Here is a 24,536-nt window from a genome sequence, read left to right on the forward strand (position 1 = left end):
ATAAATCGATTAGAGCCTACTTCATGCCATTTATGAAGGGCGTTCGATGCGCAGTTACTAAAAGGCTAGCGCGTATTAATCACTTTGCTGTCAATTGGCTTTAAGAGATAACAGATGACTGAAAGCACGGATAAGCGCGACGTCGGCACGCCCTCGGGCGGATGGGGGTCACTGAAAGCGGTAACCGGCATCCTGATCAAAGAGTCGGCAGTGCTGCCCGGCATGCAAGCGTTGAAACACCAGAATCAGCCGGACGGCTTTGCCTGTATCAGTTGTTCCTGGGCGAAGCCGGCCGATCCGTCGACTTTCGAGTTCTGTGAGAACGGGGCGAAGGCAACTGCGTGGGAGCTCACCTCGCGTCGCGTTCGGCCTGAGTTCTTCGATCAGCATACGGTGGCCGAATTGCTGACGTGGGAGGATTACGACCTCGAGAATGCGGGTCGTCTGACCACGCCGATGCGTTGGGATTCTGCAACAGATCGGTATGTGCGTGTGTCGTGGGAGGCGGCCTTCGACGACATCGGCAAACGCCTGCGGCGCCTTGACCCCGACAGCGTGATTTTCTATGCCTCGGGTCGCGCCTCGCTTGAAACGTCCTACATGTACCAGCTGTTTGCCCGGCTCTACGGCACCAACAATCTGCCCGACAGCTCCAACATGTGCCATGAAAGCACCGCAGTGGGCCTGATGGCGTCGATCGGTGTGGGCGTGGGCACGGTTCAACTGGAAGACTTCAAGCAGACGGACTGCTTTTTCTTTTTCGGCCAGAACGTGGGGACGAACAGCCCGCGCATGCTGCATCCCTTGCAAGAGGCGCGGCGGCGGGGCGCCGAAATCATCACGTTCAATCCGATCCGGGAGCCGGGATTGGTGAGCTTCACCAATCCCCAATCGCCGGTGGAGATGCTCACGCATAGCGAAACGGCGATCAGCACGCAGTATCACCAGGTAAAGATCGGTGGCGACATCGCAGCGATTACCGGTATGTGCAAGGCGATTGTGGCCGCCGACGATGCCGCGCGCGCATCAGGCCAGTCGGCGGTGATCGATCACGCCTTCATTGCCGAGCACACGCATGGGTTCGACGATTTCATTGCTTTCGTGCGCGCCACGCAATGGCCGGAGATCGAGTCCGAATCAGGCTTGTCGCGCGCGGCGATCGAAGCCGCGGCGGGCGTGTATTGCCGGGCCAAGGCGGTGATGGGCGTTTATGGCATGGGACTCACCCAGCATCGCCGCGGGGTGGAGAACGTGCAGATGGTGGTCAATCTGCTGCTTCTGCGCGGCAACATCGGTCGTCCCGGCGCAGGTGTCTGTCCGGTGCGTGGGCATTCGAACGTGCAGGGACAACGCACCGTTGGGATTACCGAAAAGCCCGAATTGGCGCCGCTCGACAAGCTGGCCGAGCAATACCGTTTCGAGCCGCCGCGTCATGCGGGCCGCAACACCGTGGAGGCCTGTGAAGGCATTCTCGATGGCAGCGTGAAGGCATTCGTGTCGCTGGGCGGCAACTTCGTGCGCGCAGCGCCGGAAACGGCACTGCTGGAAGAAGCCTGGCGCGAACTGGAATTGACCGTGCAGATCGCCACGAAGCTGAATCGCAGTCATGTCGTGCACGGCAAGGCCTCGTACGTGTTGCCTTGCCTTGGGCGCATCGAAGTCGATCGGCAGGCCAGCGGCGAGCAGTCCGTGGCGATGGAAGACAGCACCGGATGCATGCACGGCTCGCGCGGTCGTGCCACGCCGGCCGCCGATACGCTGCTGTCCGAGCCGGCAATCGTGGCCGCACTGGCACGCGCCACGTTGCCCGATGACGACGATCGGGTGCCATGGGGAGCATGGGTCGACGACTACAGCCGGGTGCGCGACGCCATCGCGGAAACGCTGCCGGAGATCTTTCATGACTTCAATGCGCGCATGTGGATACCGGGCGGCTTTCATCGGCCGTTGGGGGCTTGTCATCGCGAATGGGCCACGCCCACCAAGCGGGCCAATTTCATTTTCCCACCGAGCTTGAACGAGAACCCCGATTTGACCTTCGAAGGCGCTCAGGTCATGCGCCTCATGACGATGCGCAGCGACGATCAGTTCAACACCACCGTGTATGGCTATGACGATCGGTTTCGCGGCATCAAGGGCACGCGGCGCGTATTGCTCATCAATGCCGACGACATGGCACGTCTGGGATTCGAGGAGGGCGCGCGGGTGGACGTGCGAACCGTGTGCGACGACGATGTGGAACGTTCGGTCAGTAACTTCACCTTGCAGCCGTTCAACCTGCCCGCGGGTTGCCTGGCCGGGTATTACCCCGAATGCAATCCGCTGGTGCCGCTGTTTCACCATGCTGTCGGAAGCAAGGTGCCCGGGTACAAGTCGATTCCCGTCAGGCTCACCCGCGCAACGGCCACCGCCGTCTCGTGACAGGCGTATCGGCAGTGTGGGAAGTGCGCGCTCGACGGAGTCGGGTGCGCACGTAGGCGGCGCTATGCGCCCCCCCAGCCTGATCGCCGGCGCAGCCCGGCAACGTGCCTACTTTTTGCTCAGCGCGTCCCCTTTGTGGGCCGCCAAGTGGCCGGTCTTGTCGCTTTCGACTTCGTATTGCGGCGCGTCTTTCGAAGCGCGCCGCGTCTTGCCCATGAATTCGAAATCGCTGTGATGCACTTTTTTGACCTTGCCGGTGATGTGGCCCGCTTCCGAGTTCCACGTCACGTGGTCGCCGACCTTGAACGTTGTTGTGCTCATTCCGATGCTCCCGATGCCGCTTGGCGTTGATGACGACCACCGGAAGGCAAGTTTCAAGCCGGACGATCGCCCTCCAGCGTAATGCGTTGCATCACGCGCCGAAACCCGTGGTAATCGTTGACCGGGTTGTGTTGCGCACAGCGGTTGTCCCAGAATGCAATGGCATCGGGTTCCCAGACGAAGCGGCAGGTGAATTCGGGCTTGATCTGATGCGCGAACAGGAAATTCAAGATGGGCGCGCTTTCGTCGTCCGTCATGCCCTTGATGCCGGCAGTGTGTGCCACATTGACGTACAGACACTTACGGCCCGTTTCGGGGTGGGTGCGCACGATGGGGTGCTCGGCACGAAACTCAGTCGGCGTAGCATCCATCTTGCCATCGGTCTTCACGCGGTCTTCGCGCGTTTTGGAGACGTCGGCCTTGGCAGAACTGCTGATGCCGATGAGCCCGTCAAGCAACCCTTTCATGGTGTCCGACAAGCTTTCATAAGCCAGGTATTGATTGGCGAACATCGTGTCGCCGCCATATGGCGGTACTTCCTTGGACAACAGCATCGAGCCCATTGGCGGGGCTTCGAGATAGGTCGTGTCCGAGTGCCAGATGCCGCCGAAGTTGACGCGTTCGTGTTCGAGTTTCTTGACTTCGATGATCTGCGGAAAGCCCTCTAGACCTTTCACGAAGGGATACTCGATGGGCTCGCCCATGGCCTTTGCGAAAGCGAGAAATTGGGATGGCGTAAGCGGTTGCCGTTTCAGGAAAATGACCTGATGGTCGAGCAGCACCTGCCGCACGCCGGCTGCCTGCTCAGCCGACAACCCTTGCGTCAGATCCAGTCCCGTAATCTCGGCGCCGAGCGCGCCCGCGATTTTTTTCACTTGCATGATGACTCGTCTCCTCGTGCATGGCTCGCGTGCCGAGTCATGCGTTTTTATGCCGTCCTTTTGTCAGACCGCTTGTATCATCATAGCGTTGCTGTGACTTGCCGCGTATGGGCCTTTTTGGCCGGTATTCGACGGGCGCGAGCAGCCGGCAGGCGCCGGTCCACCGGCCCGCCGACAATAACGAGGAGACAAGCATGCAGATCAAACACCTGCTTTACGCAGTCGGCTGTGCAGTGGCTGCGCTGGCCGCGGCAAGCGCCGGCGCGCAAGGTTATCCCGACAAGACGGTGCGGATCGTCGTGCCGCAGGCGCCAGGGGGCGCCTCCGATACGCTGGCCCGCATCATGGGGCAGGCGCTGGGTGAGCAGTGGAAGCAAACCGTGGTAATCGAAAACCGCGCGGGCGCAGGCGGCAACATCGGCATGGAAGCCGTGGCACGTGCGCCTGCCGATGGGTACACGCTGCTGATGAGCTATGTGGGTAATCAGGCGATCAACGGTGCGCTCTACCGCAATCTGCCGTTCGATCCCAAACGCGATTTTGCCCCGGTTGCAACGCTCGCCACATTACCGTTCGTCGCAGTGACACGGCCCGACGCGGGCATCGCGACCCTGGTCGATCTGGTTGCGGCCGCCAAGCGCCAGAAGATCAACTACGGCTCGGCGGGCAACGGTTCGGTCAATCATCTCTTGGGTGAAATGTTCAACGCGGCTGCGCACGTGTCGATGACGCATGTGCCTTATCGGGGCGCGGCGCCCGCGATCCAGGATTTGATGGGCGGACAGATCCAGGTCGTGTTTACAAGCATGCCGTCGGTGAAAGGATTCATCGACAATCGCAGCCTCGTGCCGCTTGCCGTCACCAGCGCAAAACGTGCGCCGGGATACGACACGATCCCCACGATCGCCGAATCGGGCTATCCCGGGTTTGACGTCAGCCCCTGGTTTGGACTGTTCGCACCGGCAGGCACACCGCCCGCCGTGGTGAACAAGATCAATGCCGACGTGAACGCACTGCTTGCAACCCGCGCCATGATCGACAAATTCGCCGCGCAGGGCGCCGTGCCCTACGCCACCTCGCCGCAGGCGTTTGGCAAGGTGCTCGACGAAGACATCGAAAAGTGGGGCAAGGTGGTTCGCGATTCCGGCGCGGTGGTGGAGTAACGCGTTTAGTGCGCCAGATCGCGCATGACGGCGGCCAGATCCGATTTGCCTTCGAAGCCGATGCCGGGCAGTTCGGGCATCACGATATGGCCGTCCTCCACGCGCACGCCATCCGGGAACCCGCCGTACGGCTGGAACAGATCCGGGTAGCTTTCATTGCCGCCCAGGCCCAATCCGGCCGCGATGTTCAACGACATTTGATGGCCGCCATGCGGAATGCAGCGCGAGGGTGACCAGCCGGCCACGGCCAGCGCTTCCAGCGTGCGCTGGTATTCGCACAGGCCGTATGAAAGCGCGCAGTCGAATTGCAGCCAGTCGCGATCGGGGCGCATGCCGCCATAACGCAGCAGATTGCGGGCATCCTGATGGCTGAACAGGTTTTCGCCGGTGGCCATGGGGCCGGGATAGAACTCGGCCAGCGCGGCTTGCAGCGCATAGTCCAGCGGGTCGCCCACTTCTTCGTACCAGAAGAGGGGGTATTCGCGCAGCATCTTGGCGTAGGCGATCCCCGTTTCCAGATCGAATCGGCCATTGGCGTCGACCGCCAATTGCGCCTGCGACCCAATTTCGCCCAGCACGGCTTCGATGCGGGCGGCATCCTCCTGAAGCGTGGCGCCGCCGATCTTCATCTTGACGACGTTGTAGCCGCGATCCAGGTAGCTGCGCATTTCGCCGCGCAAGGCCGAGAGGTCTTTGCCCGGATAGTAGTAGCCGCCGGCGGCGTAAACGAAGACGCGGGGATCGGCGGTGCGGCCGTGCCGCTCGGCCAGCAGGCGAAACAACGGCTTGCCAGCGATCTTGGCGACCGCATCCCATACGGCCATGTCCAGCGTGCCGACGGCGACGGAGCGCTCGCCATGGCCGCCGGGCTTTTCGTTGGTCATCATCGTTTGCCAGATGCGATCGGGATCGAGGTTGTCGCCGCTGTCGTTCAAGAGCGAGGCGGGATCGGCCTCGAGCACCCGGCCGGCAAACCGTTCGCGAATCAATCCGCCCTGGCCGTAGCGGCCGTTCGAATTGAAGCCGTAGCCTACGACCGGCTTGCCGTCGCGGATGACGTCGGTGACCACCGCGACCAGGCTGGTCGTCATCTTGGTGAAATCGATGTAGGCGTTGCGGATCGGCGAAGAGATGGGTTTGGTGGCTTCGCGGATATCGATGATTTTCATGGCATGGCGCTCCTGTGGGGTCGTGTGGCATGATCGGCGGGCGGCAGCGGCGCGTCCAATGCCGTTTGGGTTGCCCTCCATGCTTTCGACGCATCGCGCATGAACTTTTCCTGGTTAGACGATTTTCTGGCGTTGGCCGCTACGCGTAATTTTTCGCGCGCTGCGCAACAACGCAATATGACGCAGCCCGCGTTCAGCCGGCGCGTGCGCGCGCTTGAAGAATGGCTCGACGTCGAACTTTTCGATCGCAGCGCGCAGCCCGTGGCGCTCACCCCTGCAGGCGAGTGGTTCGTGGAGGTGGCGCGCGGGCTGGTCGAGCGCGTCGGGCGATTGCCGGCTGAAGCCGTCGCGGTGGCGGGCGCGCAGGATGAGACCCTGAAGTTCGTCGCCACGCATGCATTGTCATTGACGTTTCTGCCGGGGTGGTTGCGCGGACTCGAAGCGCGCACCCCGCTTGGCCGCATCGAGTTGGTGTCCGACGTGGTGCAGCGATGCGAGCGCGCCATGCTGGCGGGCGACACGCAATTCATGCTCTGCCACACCCATGCTGCGGTGGCCGGGTTGTTGCCCGAAGAGGACTTCATTCATGTGGCGGTAGGCGCCGACGAGCTGGTGCCGGCGACGAGCACCGCACATGCCGCCGATCTGCGCTTTGCGCTGGATGCGCGCGGGCAGGCCGCGTTGCCGCTGCTCGACTACGGGGCGGGGTCGGGGTTGGGGCGCATCGTGCGTACGCTGCACGAGGCGGCGTTGGCCGAGCGCGGCGTGGTGCGGGTGATGACGGCGCACCTGGCGACCGTGCTGAAGTCGATGGCACTTGAAGGCCGGGGCGTAGCCTTCCTGCCGCTGAGCTTGATCGACGATGCCCTGGCCACGCAACGGCTAGCGGTCGTCGGTGACGCGCGCTGGCGCATTCCGTTGGGGATCTCGGTCTATCGGCCGAGGGCGGCGCTGCCTGCGGCAGCCGAAACGTTCTGGCGCGCGTTATTGCAGGCGGCGTGACGCAGCGGCCGTCGGCTAGGTCAGTGCAGGCGTGGCGCTGCGACTCGACTGCAGCATCCCGATCGCGTTGTTGACCTCAGCGATGCCGGTTGCCTGGGCTTCGGCGGTGCCACGAATCGTGCTCATGATCTGCTTGAGCTCGTCGACGGCAGTCATCATCGTTTCCATCGTCACGCCGGCCTCGCGAGCCAGTCGCTCGCCTTCCTGAACCTGCGTCGTCGAGTCGTCGACCGTGCGCTTGATCTCACGCGCTGCCTCGGCGCACCGCAGCGACAGCGCACGCACTTCGGCGGCCACCACGGCAAATCCCTTGCCATGCACACCCGCGCGGGCGGCTTCGACAGCGGCATTGAGCGCCAGGATATTGGTTTGAAAGGCGATGCTGTCGATCGTGCCGGTGAACCCTGCAATCCGTGCCGATTCGGCGGTGATGGCATCCATGCACGCCACGACGCGTTTGACGGTGGCACCGCCTTCGCGTGCCACCTGGGCGGCCCGGATCGCCACGCTGTCGGCGGCTTCGGCCTGATGCGCGTTGTCGCGCACCACGGAGACCATGTTTTGCACGATGCCTTCGAGCGTTTGCGTGGCCGCGATCTCGCGAGTGATGTCGGTGGCGTACTTGACGACCTTGAAGGGCCGGCCCTCCGCGTCGAAGATCGGGTTGTAGCTGGCCTGGATCCATACGTCGCTGCCATCCTTGGCGCGCCGGCAATAGATGCCGCGTTCGTAGGCGCCGCTGCCCAGTTTGTCCCAAAACGTACGGTATTGCGGCGACGCGCGCGTGGCATCGTCCACGAAAATGCGGTGATGCTGCCCTTGCAGTTCTTCGAGCGTGTATCGCATGGCTGCGAGAAAGTGGCTGTTGGCCGTGAGAATGGTGCCGTCTAGCGCAAACTCGATCACGGCTTGCGCCTTGCCGATGGCGGTGACCTGTCCCGCCAGATCCGTTTGTGTGACGTGATCGGCACTGATGTCGGCCGCCATCTGGATCACATGGCGCAGTCGTCCACGCCGGTCGTATTGCGGGACATATGTCGATGCCAACCAGCACGGATAGCCATCGTCGTGCTGAAAGGCTTCGCGCCGATTTTTCGATTGCCCGGCTTGCAAGGTTGCCCACAATGTGTGGAAGTTGTCACGTCCTGCACGATTTATGCTGATTGCGCTCGCGTGTTCACCGATCAGATCGTCCGGTGCCCGGCCCAGCAAAGCGGCGAAGGCATCGTTTACCCGGGTGATGTATCCCTCAGCATCGTATTGCGCAACCGCTGATGCAGTGGCCAGGCCACGTGTATCGGGCAAAGCGCGCGTGCTGCGCCCGAGGAAACGACCGAAACCGAAGGGCAGCATGGTGGACTCTTTTAGGATGAGAAAATCGCGAATATGCCGATTATTCCATGATTGCCGAATTTGCCAAACGTCATTTGATTTCTAATCGTTGCGTTTTTTCACGGATGCTCTGGTAGAGTTCGGATTGATTGCTGCCTGCTTAAAAAAATACTTTCATTTATGGACCAAAGCGATCCCATCATAACGACGCGAGAGGCTGCTGAACTTTTAGGCGTGTCGGTGCGCACCGCACAGACATGGGTAGAAGCCGGTACGCTCGACTCCTGGAAAACACCCGGCGGGCATCGGCGAGTGCGCCGTAGCTCTGTATTGAAGCTGCTTGCTCAACGCAAGGGCAATGTTGCCGATCTGTCGCGCAAAGTCGTGCTGATCGAAGACGATCCTACGCTTTTGGCTGTTTACGAACAGGCGTTGCAAACGCTCACTGGTGTGAAGGTTTTTGCGCAAGCGGACTGTTTTACCGGGCTGATGAAGATCGGTGAGGTTCATCCCGATCTGATTTTGACCGACTTGCGCATGGTGGGAATGGACGGATTCGAGATGATCCGTCACATCCGAGCCGATGCGCGGTTGTCGCATACAGCGCTTGCTGTATTGACGGGGATGACGCAGGACGAGATCGTGGCGGCAGGCGGATTGCCCGACAATCTCGATGTGCTCTATAAACCGTTATCCGGCAACGATATCCGGGAGTACGTGGCAACACGCCTGAATCACCCGTCCGCTTACGCTTGATGACCGCTTTTCCTGTCCGTCCTGACGAGTCGGAGCGACTCGAGGACTTGCTTCGCACTGGCATTCTGGATACGCCGGGCGATCCCGCTTTTGACAGGATTACGCGCATTGCCGCCCAGATCACCGGCGCGCCGATTGCATTGGTATCGCTTCTGACGGCTACCCGCCAATGGTTCAAGTCGCATCACGGGCTGGACGTCGAATCCACGCCGCGCGAGTGGGCGTTCTGTAATTATGCAGTGCTCCAGGACGACGTATTCACCGTTGAAGACGCCGCGCAGGATCCGCGGTTCATGGACAATCCGCTGGTGCTGGGCGACCCGCACATCCGGTTTTATTCCGGCGTGCCGCTCGTTGGAGCGCAGGGCCGCCCGCTGGGCACATTGTGCGTGATCGATCGCGAGAGCCGGGTATTGACCTCGGCGCAGCGCGAGGCATTGCGCGACCTGGCGTTGATCGTGGCCGACACGATCGAGTTGCGGGTGACCGGCACGCGGTTGAGCAACGAATTGGCCGAGCGGCAACGGGCACAGGCCGAGTTGCGCCGCGCGCGCGATGCGGCCGTGACGCAAATCCAGACGCATGCGAATTTCATTGCCACCCTCACGCACGAGGTGCGCGTGGTACTGCAAGGCATCAATGGACTGATCGCCATGTTCGAGAGCGCCGATGGCGCCGAACGCGCGAAAAGCCTGGCGTCGGCCATGCGCTTCAGTACCGATCACTTGCTGCGGATTCTGAACGATACGCTCGATGTGTCGTCACTCGAAGCCGGCGCGATAACGTTGAAGGTATTGCCATTCGACCTGGCGGCCCTGGTCAACTCGGCTGCCGCGCTGTTCACCAGCCAGGCACAGGCAAAAAAGCTCTACCTCAATGTGGAAGGGGCCGACGCGCCGTTGATGCTCAACGGCGACGCGGTGCGCATTCAGCAGATCCTGTTCAACCTGATCAATAACGCCGTCAAATTCACCCGCACGGGCGGCATCGTTGTGAGCATCGGCGCCTCGCGGCGCACCGGCGCGATCACAACGCTCGATATCGTCGTTCGCGATACGGGGCCCGGCTTATCCGAAACGGCCGAGCAGAATTTGTTCAAGCCCTTCTCCTCCGCTGCATTGGGCGCTTCCGAAACCATTCGCGGCACGGGGTTGGGATTGGCCATTTGCCTGCGGCTGGCGCGCTTGATGGGCGGTGCGATCCGGGCCGAAACGCAGCGCGGCGTGGGAACGGCCTTCATCTTCAGTATCGTGTGCCGGCAGGCACCGGCGATGGAAGGCCTGCCGCAGCAGGTGGCCGCCGCCGATGCGGTGGCGCGGGTGACGCCGCTGCGCGTGCTGGTGGCCGATGACGATCCCACCTGTCGCCTGTCGGTTTCCTGGATGCTCGAGCGCGCCGGTCACAGTGTGGACACGGTCGATGATGGCGAAGCGGCGGTACGGCGCGCAACGCTCGGCAATTACGATCTTATTTTCATGGATCGCCGCATGGGTCATATCGATGGCGAATCCGCAGCGCGCACCATTCGGGGCAAGCTCGGCGCCCGCGCGCCCTATATCGTGGCGCTGACCGGCGAGTTCGCGCCGCTGGCGGATGGCGAGGACAGCCCGTTCAGTGGCTTTGTCGAAAAGCCCGCGACGGCCACGCGATTGGCGCAGGTGACGGCGGCCGTCGCGCAGCGCCGCAAACGCGGTGAATCCGGCAGTCAAGAATGATCAATGCCTTTGCACATCCGCTGGATGAGTTTTTCGATATGGGCGGGCGCCAATTCGTCGTTCGCATCGTCGACACCTTCAGCGAGAACGTCGAGCGGCAATATGCCGCAGCCGGCAATGCGGTGCTGCAGTCGAACTGGTCAGTGGTGGCGCAGATCGGTCACACGCTGCGATCGAGTGCCGCCACGGTGGGTGCACCAGTGATCGCCATGAAGTTTCATCATCTGGAGCAGGCGGCATTGAACGAGGATGCCGCCGCCGTCGCGGCGTTGCTGCGGGTCATCCACAGCCTTACCGTGCAATGGCGCCAGGACGCATACGCCTATCTGGCACGCAGCGACCGGGCGTAATGGCGTGGCGGTTCCAATAGGGAGGCTTCGACGCGCGTCAGGCCGTTACCATTTTGAGCACCGCTTTGGCGAGCGCCGAATCGGGGCGGTTGAGTTGATTGGGCACTTCGAAATGATTGAGTCCGTCGAGCACCATGGCGTCGACGAGCTTGTCGCGGCCTTTGATCGCATCGGCCAATTGCCGACCCTGACGCTTGAATTCCGGACTTTCTTCGCTGCCCCACGCCACCAGCACGGGCGCCTGTAAACGGTCGAGGCCGTTTGCGGCGCTCAAGGCGTCGCGTTCGCTATCGGTGATCTTCACATACTTGGCGCGCGACGACAGCATGACGGGTTTCAGGTCGTACGGGCCGCTCAGCAGAATACCGCCCCGGATGATCGATGACGATTCGCCCCGGCTGCTCCAATCGGTGGTCAGCAGCACTGCGGCCAGTTGCGCGCCGGATGAGTGGCCGGCCACGTAGATTTTTTGCGGATCGCCGCCGAATGTGGACGCGACGCGGGCAATGCGCATCAACGCGCGCCGGCATTGTTCGGCCATGCCGGGCAGGGTGTTGTTGGGCAGATTATTGAAGTCGATCGCGATGTAGATCACGTTGTTGTCGACGAAGAGCGGCGCATGGGCCGACACCGACGCCTTGCTCAGCGAGCGCCATGCGCCGCCGTGTATGAACATCACGATGGGCCGGCCATTGGCATCCTTCGGCCCGAAAACGTCCATCGTTTCGGCATCCCCGGCACCATAAGCGAGTGTCTGGGGCGGATACTTTTCGCGCACGCGCGCGCTGTCGGTGTCGTACGCATCGATCAGCGCTTTCGCATTGGGTGCCCAATCCCCTTGCGTATAAGCCGCGTCGAGTTGCGCCTGCGTGTAGTCCAGGAACACCTTGGACTCGGGCGCTTCGTCGGCCGCATGGGCGAGGAACGGGATGGCGGAAAAAGCGGCGGTGCGAGCGATAAAGCGGCGGCGATCCATGGCAGTATCCGATACGAATGTGCCTCAAGGATAAGCCTCGCCTGCCGATCTGACCAGTACTGCAGTGCGCAACGGTGAGCGGCGCTGTGGGTGGTGCAGACCGAGGGCCACCGGCCTGCCGTCGGGCAGACCGGCAGGCCTCATCGGCGTTGCTTCAAGCGGTGGCGGCCTCGCCCTTCAAGCGCAGACGGTACGCGTGCAGCAACGGCTCGGTGTAGCCGTTGGGCTGGGCGCGCCCCTCGAATACCAGGGCTTGCGCGGCCTGGAACGCCAGCGAGCTGTCCGCAGGTCCAGCCATCGGGCGGTACAGCGGATCGCCGGCGTTCTGCTGGTCGACCACTTGCGCCATGCGCTCGAACGTTTCGCGGACCTGGTCTTCCGTGGCGATGCCGTGGCGCAGCCAGTTGGCGATGTGCTGGCTCGAGATGCGCAAGGTGGCGCGGTCTTCCATCAAACCCACGTCGTGAATGTCCGGCACCTTGGAGCAGCCGATACCCTGGTCGATCCAGCGCACCACATAGCCGAGGATGCCCTGCACGTTGTTGTCGAGTTCGCTGCGGATATCGTCGGCCGACCATTGCGAAGGGTCGCCCACCGGTACGTCGAGCAAACCATCGAGCAGCGCATCGCGCTCGTCGCCGCCGGCCTCCTTCTGCAGGCGGGTTTGCACCGCACCCACATCCACCTCGTGGTAGTGCAGGGCATGCAGGGTGGCGGCCGTGGGTGACGGAACCCATGCGGTCGTGGCGCCGGCCTTGGGGTGCGCGATCTTCTGCTCGAGCATCGCGGCCATCAGGTCGGGCATGGCCCACATGCCTTTGCCGATCTGAGCCCGGCCGCGCAGGCCGCAGGCCAGACCGACCAGCACGTTGCTGCGCTCGTAGGCGGCGATCCAGCGGGTGCTCTTCATATCGCCCTTGCGGCGCATCGGACCGGCTTCCATGGCCGTATGCATCTCGTCGCCGGTGCGGTCCAGGAACCCCGTATTGATGAAGGCGACCCGGTTGGCGGCCGCAGCAATGCAGGCCTTGAGGTTGACGCTGGTACGGCGCTCCTCGTCCATGATGCCCATCTTGATCGTGTAGCGCGGCAAGCCGAGCAAGTCTTCCACACGGTCGAACAACGTGTTGGCGAAGGCCACTTCGTCCGGACCGTGCATCTTCGGCTTGACGATGTAGATCGAGCCTTCGCGCGAGTTGCCGCGGCGCTTGCGATCGTGCAGGGCTGCCAGGCTGGTGACGATGGCATCGAGAATGCCCTCGGGCAGATCTTGACCCTGCGCGTCCTGAATCGACGGATTGGTCATCAAGTGGCCGACGTTGCGCACGAAGAGCAGCGAGCGGCCATGCAGCACCAGCTCCCCGCCATCGGGAGCGGTATAGCGGCGGTCGTCATTGAGTTTGCGCGTGAACGTCTTGCCGTCCTTGGTCACCGACTCGGTCAGATCGCCCTGCATCAAACCCAGCCAGTTGCGATAGATCAGCGTCTTGTCGGCGGCGTCCACCGCGGCGACCGAATCCTCGCAATCCATGATGGTCGAGATGGCCGCTTCCACGAGCACGTCCTTGATGTGCGCCGCGTCGGTTTTGCCGATGGAATGGGTGGCGTCGAACTGAATCTCCAGATGCAGGCCGTTGACGCGCAGCAACACGGCGGCGGGCTTGGCCGCATCGCCTTGAATACCCACGAAGCGCTCGGGTTGTGCCAGTTGCACCTCGCCCTCGGGCAACGTGACCAGCAACTTGCCGTCGGCCACGCGATAGCCGATGGCGTCGGCGTGCGAGCCGCGCACGAGCGGGGCGGCGCGATCGAGCACCTTGCGGGCGTAGGCGACCACGGCGGCGCCGCGTGCCGGGTTGTAGGCCTTGGTGCGCTCGGCGCCGCCCGTTTCCGGCAACGCATCGGTGCCGTATAGCGCGTCGTAGAGGCTGCCCCAGCGCGCATTGGCTGCATTCAACGCGTAACGCGCGTTGGACATCGGCACCACCAATTGCGGCCCGGCCTGCGTGGCGATCTCGATATCGACGTTTTGCGTGGTGGCTTGCACCGTTGCAGGGGGCGTGACCAGATAACCGATCTCCTCCAGAAACGCGCGATAGGCCGCAGGTTCGGCGATCGCGCCGGGATGCGCGCGATGCCAGGTGTCCAGTTCCGCTTGAAGGCGGTCGCGCTCGGCAAGCAATGCCTGATTGCGCGGCGTCAGTTCGGCGTAGAGCTTGGCGGCGCCTTGCCAGAAGGCATCGGCTTCCAGCCCCGTGCCGGGCAGGGCTTCGTTTTCGATAAAGGCGTGCAGGGTGGCCGCGACCTGCAGGCCGTGGCGGTCGATACGATCTGTCATGGCGAAATCCTGGTTAGGCGGTGACGGCTTGTGCGCCGGCGCGGGCGCATTGCGCGTCCTGATCCGACTTCACGCCCGAGACGCCTACGGCACCGACCACATGACCGTCGACCACAATGGGCACGCCGCCTTCCAGCGTGCCTTGCAGAATGGGCGCCGACAGGAACGCCGTACGGCCGCCGTTGATCATGTCTTCGTAGCCTTTCGACTCGCGGCGGCCCAAGGCCGACGTGCGCGCTTTCTCGGTCGCGATGTAGGCACCGATCGGGGCGCAGCCATCCAGGCGCTCGAGCGCCAGCGGATGGCCGCCATCGTCGACCACGGCGATCGTCACGGCCCACTTGTTGTCCAGCGCGACGCGTCTGGCGGCGGTGAGGATGCGGGCGACGTCGGAATGAGCGAGGATGGCTTTGGTCTGCATGAGCTGTTTTTCCAGTGATCGGATGGGGGAGCCGCAAGATGCGGTGTCGCCACCATCATCGCCAACTGCACGCGGCCTGTCCACCGTGCCGAGCGCTGGTCATACCAGTTTATGGTCGTGTTCGCTTGCTCGTCGCCGTACGATCCTCTTTAATATCAGTGGATTGCATGGCGGATTCGTTCGCCGTGCCCGCACCAGATAAACTGGTATGACCAGTAGAAGAGAGATTGCATGTACGGTTCGTCCCCCCTTCCAGGCGCCGATGTGCCGGCCACGGCGTCGGCCTCCGCACCGACGCGGCAGGTCGCCGATGCGGTGGCCGAGCGGATCGAACAGTTGATCGTCGATGGTGTGCTGAAGGCGGGGCAGTTGCTGCCGTCGGAGCGGCGCCTGACCGAAAAGCTCGGCGTATCGCGCAGTGCGTTGCGGGAAGGGCTGCAATTGCTGCGGGCGCGCGGCATCATCACCACGGCGCAGGGTAAAGGCTCGATCGTATCGGGAATGACGCGCCTGGATGCTTCGCCGCTGATGCATCTGTTCAGCTCGCAACCGCGCACCCTGTACGACCTGTTCGAAGTGCGGGCGCTATTGGAGGGCGAGTCGGCCCGCCTGGCGGCCACACGCGGCACCGATGCCGATTTCATCATGATCCGCCGGCGGTACCAGGACATGCTGGAGGCACAATCGCAAGATGCCGACACCTCCGTGCATGCGCGGCTCGATCATGCCTTTCATCTGGCGGTATGCCAGGCCTCGCACAATTCGGTGCTGGTGCATACGCAGCAATCGCTCAACGATCTGATGCTGACGTCGGTGTTCGCCTGTGTGAACAATCTCTATCATCGCCAGCCGCAGAAACGCATGATCGATATGCAGCATGCCGATCTCTTCAATGCGGTGACGGGGCGCTTGCCCGAGCAGGCGCGCCGGGCCGCGATCGACCATGTGGAAAGCGTGCGGGATAGTTTGAACGACATCGAGCAGGACGAGCAACGGCTGGTGCGATCGACGTTGCGGCTCGAGGGGTGGGCGTAAAAGGCTGGGCGTAAGGGGGCGGGTGTAAGGGGTCGGGCGTAAGTGGCCGAGCGTAAATCAGCGCGTAAAAAATATCTTCGCAGCGAACGGAATAAACGGCGTAGGCTGTCCGTCTATCCGGTTGTGGTCCCCCCTTTTTCACACTGCGAGGTTCATCATGACGATTCGTACAACTGCAGCATTTGCCCTGGCTGCCGCCAGCCTCTTTGCCGCGTCGGCTCACGCCGAAATGGCGCCCAAGGCGAAGGATGGCATGTTGGTCAACAGTGCCGGCATGACCGTATACACGTTCGATAACGACAAGGCCGGCAGCGGCAAAAGCATGTGCAACGACGGTTGCGCCAAGGCCTGGCCGCCCGTGATGGCCGATGCCAATGCAAAGGCCTCGGGCGACTGGAGCATCGTCACGCGCGATGACGGCGGCAAGCAATGGGCCTACAAAGGGCAGCCGTTGTATCTGTTCGCCAAGGACACGAAAGCCGGCGACAAGACGGGTGACAAGTTCAAGGACGTCTGGCACGTCGTCAAACCCTAAGCCGTTCGGCTGACGCCCTCGTATGGGTGCGCGGCAGGAAGCCGAGATCGTCGCTTGCATCCCAAGTTTGCGGCGGTATGCGCGCGGGTTGACCGCCGATGCCGCGCGCGCCGACGATCTGGTTCAAGACACGCTGGAGCACGCCTGGCGCCGCCTTTCGATGTGGCGGCGCCAGGGCGAGCTGCGCGCGTGGTTGTTCGGCATCATGCACAACGTGTTCATCGACGGTGTGCGTGCGCGCCGCCTGCGCGACACCGTTCACGATGACGACGCGATTGCGGCCATGCCGGTGCGGGCGCAGCAATCGGACGGACTGGAAGTGCGCGATCTGGATCGATTGCTGCAACGCTTGAATCCGGATGTTCGCGCGGTGCTGCTGCTGATCACAGTGGAAGAACTCAGCTACAAGGAAGCGGCCCGCGCGCTCGACGTGCCCGTGGGAACGATCATGTCGCGCTTATCGCGCGGCCGTGAGCGCCTGGCCGCCATGATGGCGGGGCGCGAACCGGTAACGCCGCTACGGCGGGTGAAATGATGAAAGACAAGGACATGCTGACGCTGAAGGCCACCCCCGGCTCACCGATTACGGAAGCCGATCTGCACGCGTACGTCGATGACGTATTGAGCGCAGGCCGGCGTGCCGAGGTCGACGTGTTCTTGACCACGCACGCTGATGCCCGTGCAAACATCGAGGCGTGGACGCGTCAGAAAAAGATGTTGAAGCAGGCATACGATCCGGTGGCGGATGAGGCGATTCCGCTGCGCTTTGCCGTCCGCCCGCCGGCGCGGCCCCCGCGCTGGCTCGCAGCTGCGGCCGCCGTGCTGATGGCCGTGGCGAGCGGCGTTGGCGCCTGGGTGGTGCGGGGCGAATGGGATCAACGCGCCATGGCCGTACGGGCGCCTGCGAGCGCGGCCGCTGCGAAGGCAGGCGATTTGGGTGGCTTCGTGCATCGCGCCGCTGTCGCGCATGCCGTGTACACACCGGAGGTGCGCCGGCCGGTGGAGGTGGGCGCCGATCAGGAACAGGCCTTGGCCACCTGGTTGACCAAGCGGCTGGGCGCGACGGTGCGGCCGCCGCACTTGGGCGACGTGGGCTATGCGTTGGTGGGCGGACGCTTGCTGCCCGGCGGCGTCGGGCCGGTGGCGCAATTCATGTACTCGGCCAACGACGGCCGCCGCCTGACCCTCTACGTAACGCGCGAAGCCGCTGGCGATAAATCGGCGTTCCGCTTTTCACGTGAAGGCGAGGTCAACGTGTTCTATTGGGTAGACGAACAGTTCGGCTACGCGCTATCAGGCGATATCGAGCGCGCGGAGCTGCTGCGGGTTTCTGAAGAGGTCTATCGCCAGTTGGGTTGAGTCTTCCGCATTGGCGCGTGCAGCCTATGGCTTTCTTCTCATGACGGTCGGCAGCGCATACCGCACGCCGCCTCAATCAACGCGATATCACGGACTGCAGCACGATGCCGGTGGCGATACCGATCAGGAAATAATCCGCGCCCACGCCGATCCATTGATAGCCGCGCGGTGGCGCATCGAGATGATGCGGACGCCAATCGGCAATCACGTACTCGCGGCCACGGTAATCGCGCGGCACGCGATCGCCGCGCGCCCAACGTTCCGGTCCAGGACCATGCGCTTGCGGACCGCGGTCATATCGATCGGGACCGCGGTTCGCTCCCGGACCGCGATCGGGGCCGCGGTCTGCGCCGGGCCCAGGGCCACGATCCGAGCCAGGGCCGGCGCCGGGACCGCGATCCTGATCCCGCGCCGGGCCGCCGCGATCCGGGCCGCCCTGTTGTGCACCGGGGCCGCCCGGGCCGCGTGCGCCGGGGCCGTCGTCGGGGCGCCCTTGCGCCATCGCACCAGCGCTCGCCACCGTGCAGGCAGCCGCCACGAGCAGCGATATCAGACGTGTCTTCATCATCTTTCCCAGCGTTGAAATGGCTTCATTCTAGGAAGCAAATGTGCAGGCACGATGGAGCGCCGGTTAGCAAGTTCCGGCGATGGAAAGCACGTTAAACGCTTGATGACTTTACGGGTACCGCTCCCTACGATGACGTCATCGTCATTTCGACTGGAGGTACAGCATGAAGCCCGCATCTACGCTCACACGCCACGCACGACGGCTGACGTTGGCGCCCTTGGCGCTTCTATTGGCGGTGTCGATGTCCGGCTGCTGCTGGTGGGGTCCGCATCATGGCGGTGGTGGAGGCGGCCGCGGCGGTTATGACGGTGGCGGCCGTGGGGGCTACGACGGCGGCGGACCTGGGGGCCCGCGCGGACGCTAAGCGGCCCTTCGTTAGCCCTGATGGCGTCTGAGGGGCGCGTCATGGCCCGCGCTCATCGCCAGATCAGGCCGGGATCGCGCCCACCGGTTCGCAGGCCGCGCGTAGCGCATCCAGTACCGGCGCGAAAGCCTCATCGGCAGGCGCGTGCGCAAAGATCGCTTGCGGCGGCGTCCACGGATAGCCGAGCGATGTCAGCCAGGCAAACATCGACTCGGCGCACGTCGCGGGCAACACCGACATATGCGTGATCGTGATGGTCAATGCGGTCACGCAAGCGCGCTGCGCGTCGATGGTCCATTCATAGCGGCCACATCCGACGCGCACGCTTCCCGTCGCTTTCTCCGTCATCCCGACGAGCCACGGACAGGCGAACGTTTCGGTATGGGCCAGCGGGCGCCTGCCGGTGACGTAAAACGTGTACACGTTGTCGTATTGCCGGCCGAAGTCGCGCACGAGGGTGTCCGCAATCGCGTCCACCCCGATCGATTCGGCGGGGAATGCAATGGTCTCCGTCTGCAGATGCATCTGCAGGCGCGCGTCGGGCGCAAACGTTCGCGCCATCAGGTGGGGACGATTCTCGTCCTTGGCGCGAATGTAGCGACGCAACAGTGCTTCAGGCGTGGGAATGATATGGGTCATGGTTGGGTGCCTTGGAGCAGAGCGTCGCAGCACGCGACAAGTCGATCGATGTCGGTTTCGGTGTTGTAGTAATGCGGCGATGCGCGCACGACGGCGGGCAATGACCGGGCACGTGCATCCAGCAGCGTACTCGACGGATCGCTCGATCCGATAGCGATTTTTTGCTGGTGCGCAAATCCGACCACGGTCGAGGCCGCCAAGCCGGGGAGAGTGAAACTGACGATGGCGGAGGGCCGCTCGCCCAGATCGTGCACTGTAACGCCGGGCAGGCTGTTCAAGCCATTGCGCAGTCGCTGCGCCAGGGCATGGCAACGGGCTTCGATCGCGGGCAACCCGAGCGCCTGCGCGTAGTCGATGGCCGCGCCAAGCCCCAATTGCGCGGTGATATTGCTCTCCCAGGTTTCGAATCGGCGGGCATCGTTGCGCAACGTATAGGTGTCCACGGCCGTCCAGGGCGCGGCAAAATGGTCGATCATGGGCGGCTCGAGTTGTTCGAGCATGCCGCGCCGCACATACAGAAAACCCGTGCCGCGCGGGCCGCGCAGAAACTTCCGGCCGGTGGCCGAGAGCATGTCGCAGCCGAGTGCGTCGACGTCGACCGGCATTTGGCCCACGGCCTGGCATGCGTCCAGCAGATAGGGGATGCGGGCCGCGCGCGCAATGCGGCCGATGGCCGCCGCCGGGTTGGTCAGACCGCCGTTGGTAGGCACCCAGGTAACCGAGATCAGTTTGACGCGGCCATCGATCATGCGCGCCAGGGCCGCCACATCGGTTTGGCCGCAGGTGTCGTTAGGGATGACCTCGATGCTGACGCCGGTACGGCGCGCCATCTGCAGGTACGCCACATAGTTGGCGGCGTATTCCGCCTGCACCGTCAGGATGCGATCGCCTGGCGCAAAGCGCAGCGCATAAAACGCCATCTGCCACGCGACGGTCGCGTTCTCGGTGAGTGCGATCTCGTCCTGGGATGCGCCGAGCAGCGTCGCCACACTCGCATAGACCTGTTGGTGGCGATCGGCGGCCAAGGCCGCCGCTTCGTAGCCGCCCACGGTCGTTTCAAGATCGATATGCGCCTTGACGGTGTCCACCACCACACGCGGCATCAGCGCAGCGCCCGCGTTGTTCAGATAGGCGCGATGCGATGCGGCCGGCGTGTCGGTCAGGATGCGCCGGAGATCCAGCGCAGGCGTGGACCCAGGCACGGAAGACGAGACGGAAGGGGAGTGGGACGATGAGGTGGCGGTCAGCGCTGCGGCGCGATCGCCGCGCACGGTCACGTGTTTTCCTTTCGGAGTTCGGGCCGGTCGAAGCGGCGATTTTCAAGCGCCGGCAACACTTTTCGGGCATGCGCCAGGCGCGCGGGGTCGATGTCGGCGAAGAACAAGGTGGGCGCCTCACCTGCGCGTGCGGTTACCACGCCCAAGGGATCCACCACCATGCTGGCGCCGATATTGCGCTCGCCGCACTCGCCCACCGCCACCATGTAGCACGTGTTCTCAAGCGCCCGGGCGGTAACGAGCACTTCCCAGTGCATTTCCTTCAGCGGGCCCTTGACCCACGCCGAGGGCAGCACGAGCACATCGGCGCCATCGTGCGCCAAACGCCGTGCGAGTTCGGGAAACCGTACGTCGTAGCAGGTCATGAGGCCGATCTTCAAGCCACCCACGTCGAGCAGGGGCGGCACCTCGGTGCCGGGCGTGACGTTGGTGGACTCTTTCATCGAGAACGCGTCGTACAGGTGCAGCTTGATATAGCGCGCAACGATCTTGCCCGCGCGCAGCGCGATCAGATTGTTGTGGATCCTGCCGTCGCCCGTCGGGCTGTGCACGCACATCATCGTCGTCATGTCGTTGGTGGCGCTGGCCGCCAGCAACTGTGAGAGGAACGGGCCGTCGAGCGGTTGCGCCGACTTGCGCACGATATCCGGATCGGTGATGTCGCGCGCCAGGATGCCCTCGGGCAACACGAGCAATTGGGCGTTGGCCGCATGGGCGGATGCCATCAAGGTTACGCAGGTGTCCGCGTTTTCCTGCCATTCGCGGCCGACGGCGAACTGGCCCAAAGCAACTTTCAACATGGTCGTGCCATCCTATGAACCGAGCGGTGAATGCACTAGAGTAACCGCCCAGGGAGGGCGCGCCGGAAGGCGGCGTGTGGGGCGGACGACGATGCTGCCGCAGCCCGGTTGACCGGGATGGCGAATGCCGGTCACGTCAACGATAAATAAAGCGACTCTTTCACTTCTTCCATCACGATATAACTGCGGGACGTGGCCGACGCCGGCAGGCGTTTCAGAAGCTCGCCCAATAGTTTCCGGTAGGCGCGCATCTCCGGCAGCCGTGCCTTTACCAGATAGTCGAACTCACCCGACACGAGATGACATTCGAGCACTTCGGGAATCTGCAGCAGCTCGCGGCGCACTTTGTCGAACACATCGCCGGACTTTGCCGACAGGTTGATTTCGAGAAAAACCAGTAACTCTTTTTTGACCGCTTTGGGGTTGAGCCGCGCGTAATATCCTTCGATGACGCCTTCGCGTTCCATCCGCTTGACGCGCTCGGAACACGGTGTGGTCGACAGGTTCACTTTCGCCGCCAGTTCGGTGATCGCAATGCGGCCGTCTTTCTGCAGAATGTCGAGGATGTTCAGGTCGGTACGGTCGAGTTCACGCATTTTTATCTGCAAACATGCCTTTTCAGGCGAATTTTCCGGGTAGAGCCCGGATTTTAGGCCACATTTCAGGCAAAAAAACTGATCGGATGTCGATAGACTGGTGAAATTGTCTGTCCATAATCGAGGGGTTCATCATGCACGTGATTGTGCTCGGAAGCGGCGTGATCGGTACGACCACCGCCTACTACTTGGCGCGTCAGGGCGTGAGAGTCACGGTTGTGGATCGGCAGGCGGCGCCCGCCAAGGAAACCAGTTATCGCAATGCCGGGCAGGTGTCCCCGGGATATTCCACCCCCTGGGCGGCCCCCGGCATTCCGCTCAAGGCATTGAAGTGGATGTTCAAGAAGCATTCGCCGTTGGCCATTCGTCCGGATGGCACGCTGTATCAGTTACGCTGGATGGCGGCGATGCTGTCGAACTGTTCGCCGGCGCGCTATGCCATCAACAAGGAACGCATGCTGCGTCTGGCCGAGTACAGCCGCGACTGCCTGGGTGCGGTCCGCAGCGAAACCGGCATTCACTATGAAGAGCGCACGCGCGGCACGCTGCAGCTCTTTCGCACCGATGCGCAGATGGAAGCGGCACGCCGCGATATCGCCGTGCTCGAAGAGGTCGGCGTGCCGTACGAGTTGCTCGACGCCGCGCAATTGGGTGCCGTCGAGCCTGCGCTCGGCCGTCCCGGCAGCACGCTCACCGGCGGCTTGCGCCTGCCCAACGACGAAACCGGCGACTGCCATATGTTTACGACCAAGCTGGCAGCGCTTGCCGTGAACATGGGGGTTGAATTTCGCTTCAACGAGAACGTCGAGGCATTGATCACCGAGGGCGACACCGTGATGGGTGTGCGCGTGGGCAATGACGTGCTCAAGGCCGATCGTTATGTGACGGCATTCGGCAGCTATTCGCGCAATTTCCTCACCCCGCTCGGACTGGATCTTCCGGTGTATCCGGTCAAGGGCTATTCGCTCACGATCCCGATCACCAATGCGGCGGCCGCCCCGATGTCGACGGTGCTGGACGAAACCTACAAGGTCGCGGTCACCCGTTTCGACGATCGCATCCGTGTGGGCGGCATGGCCGAATTGTCCGGCTTCGACCTGCGTCTGAAAGCCGCGCGCCGCGCTACGCTCGAGCTCGTCGTCAACGACCTGTATCCCGGCAGCGGCGATGTGGCGCGGGCCGAATTCTGGACGGGCTTGCGCCCCATGACGCCCGACAGCACGCCGATCGTGGGCCGCACGCGTTATCGCAACCTGTTCCTGAACACGGGGCACGGCACGCTGGGCTGGACCATGGCGTGCGGCTCCAGCAAGCTGGTGGCCGACATGATGACCGGTCATCGTCCCGAGATCAGCATCGAGGGTCTCGAGTTGTCGCGCTACGGCGCGGCCACGAATGAAGGCCGTACGTTCAACACGGTGCCGCGCGGCGCATCCTGAGATTCGCCGCCCGAGCGGCTCGAATTCGAGGCGGTACACTGCCGCCTGTGAGCGCGATCCGTCGCGCACGAACGCAGACTCGAGCCCCGCATGACCGCTTCATCTTCCTCCGATGCCACGGCATCGCCTACTGCTTCGGCAACGTCGCCTGCTGCTTGCGCCGCGGGCAGCGTGGTTCGGGACGAGCCGGATGCCCGGCTTTTCGTTGCATCGGTCGAAAAGGGGATGCGGATTCTGGCCTTGTTCGAACAGCACACGGGTCCCTTGTCGTTGGCCGAGATTGCGGCCCGCTCCGGGATGGGGCGCAGCGCCGCCCAGCGTTTCGTCTATACCCTGCATTGGTTGGGATATCTGAAGCGCGATGCGGCCACGCGTCAGTACCTGCCGGCCAATAAGCTGTTCGGTCTGGTGCGCGGTATGACGAGCCCTGACTCGCAGCGCGACCGCAGTTATCCCATCCTCGCCGAGCTGGCGCGCGAAACGCGCGAAACGGTGTCGTGGGTCGAGCTCGATGGCGATGACGTGGTCGTCGTGGTCAACATTCCCAGCACGCACATCACGTCCATCAATCTTTCGATGGGGAGCCGGTTTCCGGCGCTCACGTCGTCATCCGGGCAGGTCTTGCTCTCGCAAGCGCCGTTGTCGCAAATCCTCGAGCGGCTCACCCATTTGCCTCCCGATATTCGTGCCCGGTTCGGCGATCGCGATACCGAGGAAATCCTCGCCCTGTTTGAAAAAGCGCGCCGCAACGGCTACTCGTTGACCGAAAAGAATCTCGATCAGAACGGGGTGTCGATCTCCGCGCCGGTCACCGATGCATCGGGCCATATTGTGGGCGCCGTCAATCTGTCGACGCTCGCGCAGCGTTTCGATGTGGATGCCGTGCGGCACGATCTGCTGCCGCGCGTTTTGCAAGCGGCCCGCGCCATCTCGGCCTGATAGTTTAATTGTTATTCAATTATTTTCCTGGCGATTTGGCCAGGAGAAGATTGAATTCGCGTTATCCCTAGCTTTTAAGCGCGTATGAAGAGGCATAAGCTACATAAAAATTGCTAGTCAATATAAGTAATTGAATAGCA

General features: G+C 63.0%; 25 protein-coding genes. 13 read left to right on the forward strand and 12 right to left on the reverse strand.

Annotated features, from left to right (window positions below; translation table 11 throughout):
* Nucleotides 1-114: 114 nt before the first annotated feature.
* Nucleotides 115-2,421, forward strand: a complete 2,307-nt coding sequence (locus tag EYW45_RS13565; RefSeq protein ID WP_161135923.1) for an FdhF/YdeP family oxidoreductase — start codon at nucleotides 115-117, stop codon at nucleotides 2,419-2,421.
* Between the two features lie 108 nt (nucleotides 2,422-2,529).
* Here EYW45_RS13565 and EYW45_RS13570 read toward each other — a convergent pair whose 3' ends face one another.
* Both EYW45_RS13570 and EYW45_RS13575 read right to left on the reverse strand, forming a co-directional pair.
* Nucleotides 2,530-2,742 (reverse strand): hypervirulence associated TUDOR domain-containing protein, encoded by a 213-nt coding sequence (locus EYW45_RS13570; RefSeq protein WP_161135924.1) that lies wholly within the window; start codon nucleotides 2,740-2,742, stop codon nucleotides 2,530-2,532.
* Nucleotides 2,743-2,795: 53 nt separating this feature from the next.
* Entirely contained in the window at nucleotides 2,796-3,623 is an 828-nt protein-coding gene (locus tag EYW45_RS13575; protein WP_161135925.1) for a TauD/TfdA dioxygenase family protein, read from the reverse strand.
* A gap of 194 nt (nucleotides 3,624-3,817) precedes the next feature.
* Here EYW45_RS13575 and EYW45_RS13580 point away from each other — a divergent pair, with 194 nt between their 5' ends.
* Nucleotides 3,818-4,786, forward strand: a complete 969-nt coding sequence (locus EYW45_RS13580) for a tripartite tricarboxylate transporter substrate binding protein (RefSeq protein WP_161135926.1) — start codon at nucleotides 3,818-3,820, stop codon at nucleotides 4,784-4,786.
* A gap of 5 nt (nucleotides 4,787-4,791) precedes the next feature.
* Here the strand turns inward: EYW45_RS13580 and EYW45_RS13585 are convergent, their stop codons facing one another.
* Nucleotides 4,792-5,955 (reverse strand): mandelate racemase/muconate lactonizing enzyme family protein, encoded by a 1,164-nt coding sequence (locus EYW45_RS13585; protein ID WP_161135927.1) that lies wholly within the window; start codon nucleotides 5,953-5,955, stop codon nucleotides 4,792-4,794.
* 99 nt (nucleotides 5,956-6,054) lie between these two features.
* Between EYW45_RS13585 and EYW45_RS13590 the strand changes: the two genes are divergently transcribed.
* Nucleotides 6,055-6,957 (forward strand): LysR substrate-binding domain-containing protein, encoded by a 903-nt coding sequence (locus EYW45_RS13590; protein ID WP_161135928.1) that lies wholly within the window; start codon nucleotides 6,055-6,057, stop codon nucleotides 6,955-6,957.
* A 15-nt stretch (nucleotides 6,958-6,972) separates the two neighbouring features.
* Here the strand turns inward: EYW45_RS13590 and EYW45_RS13595 are convergent, their stop codons facing one another.
* A complete protein-coding gene (locus EYW45_RS13595) occupies nucleotides 6,973-8,310 on the reverse strand; it encodes a methyl-accepting chemotaxis protein (RefSeq protein WP_161135929.1) in 1,338 nt (445 codons plus the stop codon).
* Nucleotides 8,311-8,529: 219 nt separating this feature from the next.
* Between EYW45_RS13595 and EYW45_RS13600 the strand changes: the two genes are divergently transcribed.
* Genes EYW45_RS13600 through EYW45_RS13610 form a run of 3 tightly spaced genes read left to right on the forward strand, consistent with a single transcriptional unit; the run spans nucleotide 8,530 to nucleotide 11,110 of the window.
* Nucleotides 8,530-9,045 (forward strand): response regulator, encoded by a 516-nt coding sequence (locus EYW45_RS13600; RefSeq protein WP_161135930.1) that lies wholly within the window; start codon nucleotides 8,530-8,532, stop codon nucleotides 9,043-9,045.
* Nucleotides 9,045-10,760, forward strand: a complete 1,716-nt coding sequence (locus EYW45_RS13605) for a hybrid sensor histidine kinase/response regulator (RefSeq protein ID WP_161135931.1) — start codon at nucleotides 9,045-9,047, stop codon at nucleotides 10,758-10,760. The genes EYW45_RS13600 and EYW45_RS13605 overlap by 1 nt, the downstream gene beginning before the upstream one ends.
* A complete protein-coding gene (locus EYW45_RS13610; RefSeq protein WP_161135932.1) occupies nucleotides 10,757-11,110 on the forward strand; it encodes an Hpt domain-containing protein in 354 nt (117 codons plus the stop codon). The genes EYW45_RS13605 and EYW45_RS13610 overlap by 4 nt, the downstream gene beginning before the upstream one ends.
* A 37-nt stretch (nucleotides 11,111-11,147) precedes the next feature.
* On the opposite strand, the gene EYW45_RS13615 is transcribed toward EYW45_RS13610, so the two are convergent.
* The 3 genes from EYW45_RS13615 to EYW45_RS13625 all read right to left on the reverse strand — a co-directional run bounded on the left by EYW45_RS13615 (nucleotide 11,148) and on the right by EYW45_RS13625 (nucleotide 14,845).
* Entirely contained in the window at nucleotides 11,148-12,086 is a 939-nt protein-coding gene (locus EYW45_RS13615; protein WP_161135933.1) for an alpha/beta hydrolase, read from the reverse strand.
* A gap of 154 nt (nucleotides 12,087-12,240) precedes the next feature.
* Complete coding sequence (locus tag EYW45_RS13620; protein WP_161135934.1) at nucleotides 12,241-14,424, reverse strand: malate synthase G; 2,184 nt, start codon at nucleotides 14,422-14,424, stop codon at nucleotides 12,241-12,243.
* A 13-nt stretch (nucleotides 14,425-14,437) separates the two neighbouring features.
* Entirely contained in the window at nucleotides 14,438-14,845 is a 408-nt protein-coding gene (locus EYW45_RS13625) for a heme-binding protein (protein ID WP_161135935.1), read from the reverse strand.
* Nucleotides 14,846-15,076: 231 nt separating this feature from the next.
* Here EYW45_RS13625 and glcC point away from each other — a divergent pair, with 231 nt between their 5' ends.
* From glcC to EYW45_RS13645, 4 genes are all read left to right on the forward strand, one after another.
* Nucleotides 15,077-15,880, forward strand: coding sequence for a transcriptional regulator GlcC (gene glcC, locus EYW45_RS13630; protein ID WP_161135936.1), 804 nt, complete (start codon nucleotides 15,077-15,079; stop codon nucleotides 15,878-15,880).
* Between the two features lie 157 nt (nucleotides 15,881-16,037).
* Entirely contained in the window at nucleotides 16,038-16,415 is a 378-nt protein-coding gene (locus EYW45_RS13635; protein ID WP_161135937.1) for a COG4315 family predicted lipoprotein, read from the forward strand.
* 22 nt (nucleotides 16,416-16,437) lie between these two features.
* Nucleotides 16,438-16,950: an RNA polymerase sigma factor gene (locus EYW45_RS13640; protein ID WP_161135938.1), complete on the forward strand. Its 513-nt coding sequence runs from the start codon at nucleotides 16,438-16,440 to the stop codon at nucleotides 16,948-16,950.
* Nucleotides 16,947-17,774 carry an anti-sigma factor family protein gene (locus EYW45_RS13645; RefSeq protein WP_407924918.1) on the forward strand — a complete coding sequence of 276 codons (828 nt, stop codon included), beginning with the start codon at nucleotides 16,947-16,949 and terminating at the stop codon, nucleotides 17,772-17,774. Before EYW45_RS13640 ends, EYW45_RS13645 begins: the two co-directional genes overlap by 4 nt.
* A gap of 76 nt (nucleotides 17,775-17,850) precedes the next feature.
* Here the strand turns inward: EYW45_RS13645 and EYW45_RS13650 are convergent, their stop codons facing one another.
* Nucleotides 17,851-18,342 carry an RcnB family protein gene (locus EYW45_RS13650; protein ID WP_235939032.1) on the reverse strand — a complete coding sequence of 164 codons (492 nt, stop codon included), beginning with the start codon at nucleotides 18,340-18,342 and terminating at the stop codon, nucleotides 17,851-17,853.
* 163 nt (nucleotides 18,343-18,505) lie between these two features.
* Here EYW45_RS13650 and EYW45_RS24330 point away from each other — a divergent pair, with 163 nt between their 5' ends.
* Nucleotides 18,506-18,706 (forward strand): hypothetical protein, encoded by a 201-nt coding sequence (locus EYW45_RS24330; protein ID WP_202444700.1) that lies wholly within the window; start codon nucleotides 18,506-18,508, stop codon nucleotides 18,704-18,706.
* A 63-nt stretch (nucleotides 18,707-18,769) separates the two neighbouring features.
* Here EYW45_RS24330 and EYW45_RS13655 read toward each other — a convergent pair whose 3' ends face one another.
* From EYW45_RS13655 to EYW45_RS13670, 4 genes are all read right to left on the reverse strand, one after another.
* Complete coding sequence (locus EYW45_RS13655; protein WP_161135939.1) at nucleotides 18,770-19,345, reverse strand: hypothetical protein; 576 nt, start codon at nucleotides 19,343-19,345, stop codon at nucleotides 18,770-18,772.
* On the reverse strand, nucleotides 19,342-20,622 hold the full coding sequence (locus EYW45_RS13660; protein WP_202444701.1) for an aminotransferase class V-fold PLP-dependent enzyme: 1,281 nt from the start codon (nucleotides 20,620-20,622) through the stop codon (nucleotides 19,342-19,344). The genes EYW45_RS13655 and EYW45_RS13660 overlap by 4 nt, the downstream gene beginning before the upstream one ends.
* Nucleotides 20,619-21,422, reverse strand: coding sequence for a deaminated glutathione amidase (locus EYW45_RS13665; RefSeq protein WP_202444702.1), 804 nt, complete (start codon nucleotides 21,420-21,422; stop codon nucleotides 20,619-20,621). Before EYW45_RS13665 ends, EYW45_RS13660 begins: the two co-directional genes overlap by 4 nt.
* A 131-nt stretch (nucleotides 21,423-21,553) precedes the next feature.
* Nucleotides 21,554-22,018 carry a winged helix-turn-helix transcriptional regulator gene (locus tag EYW45_RS13670; RefSeq protein WP_161135940.1) on the reverse strand — a complete coding sequence of 155 codons (465 nt, stop codon included), beginning with the start codon at nucleotides 22,016-22,018 and terminating at the stop codon, nucleotides 21,554-21,556.
* A gap of 134 nt (nucleotides 22,019-22,152) precedes the next feature.
* Here EYW45_RS13670 and EYW45_RS13675 point away from each other — a divergent pair, with 134 nt between their 5' ends.
* Nucleotides 22,153-23,457, forward strand: coding sequence for a D-amino acid dehydrogenase (locus EYW45_RS13675; RefSeq protein ID WP_161135941.1), 1,305 nt, complete (start codon nucleotides 22,153-22,155; stop codon nucleotides 23,455-23,457).
* Between the two features lie 90 nt (nucleotides 23,458-23,547).
* Entirely contained in the window at nucleotides 23,548-24,396 is an 849-nt protein-coding gene (locus tag EYW45_RS13680; protein ID WP_161135942.1) for an IclR family transcriptional regulator, read from the forward strand.
* The last annotated feature ends 140 nt before the right edge of the window (nucleotides 24,397-24,536 follow it).

This window comes from Schauerella aestuarii (genome assembly GCF_009866805.1).
Lineage (GTDB): Bacteria > Pseudomonadota > Gammaproteobacteria > Burkholderiales > Burkholderiaceae_B > Schauerella > Schauerella aestuarii.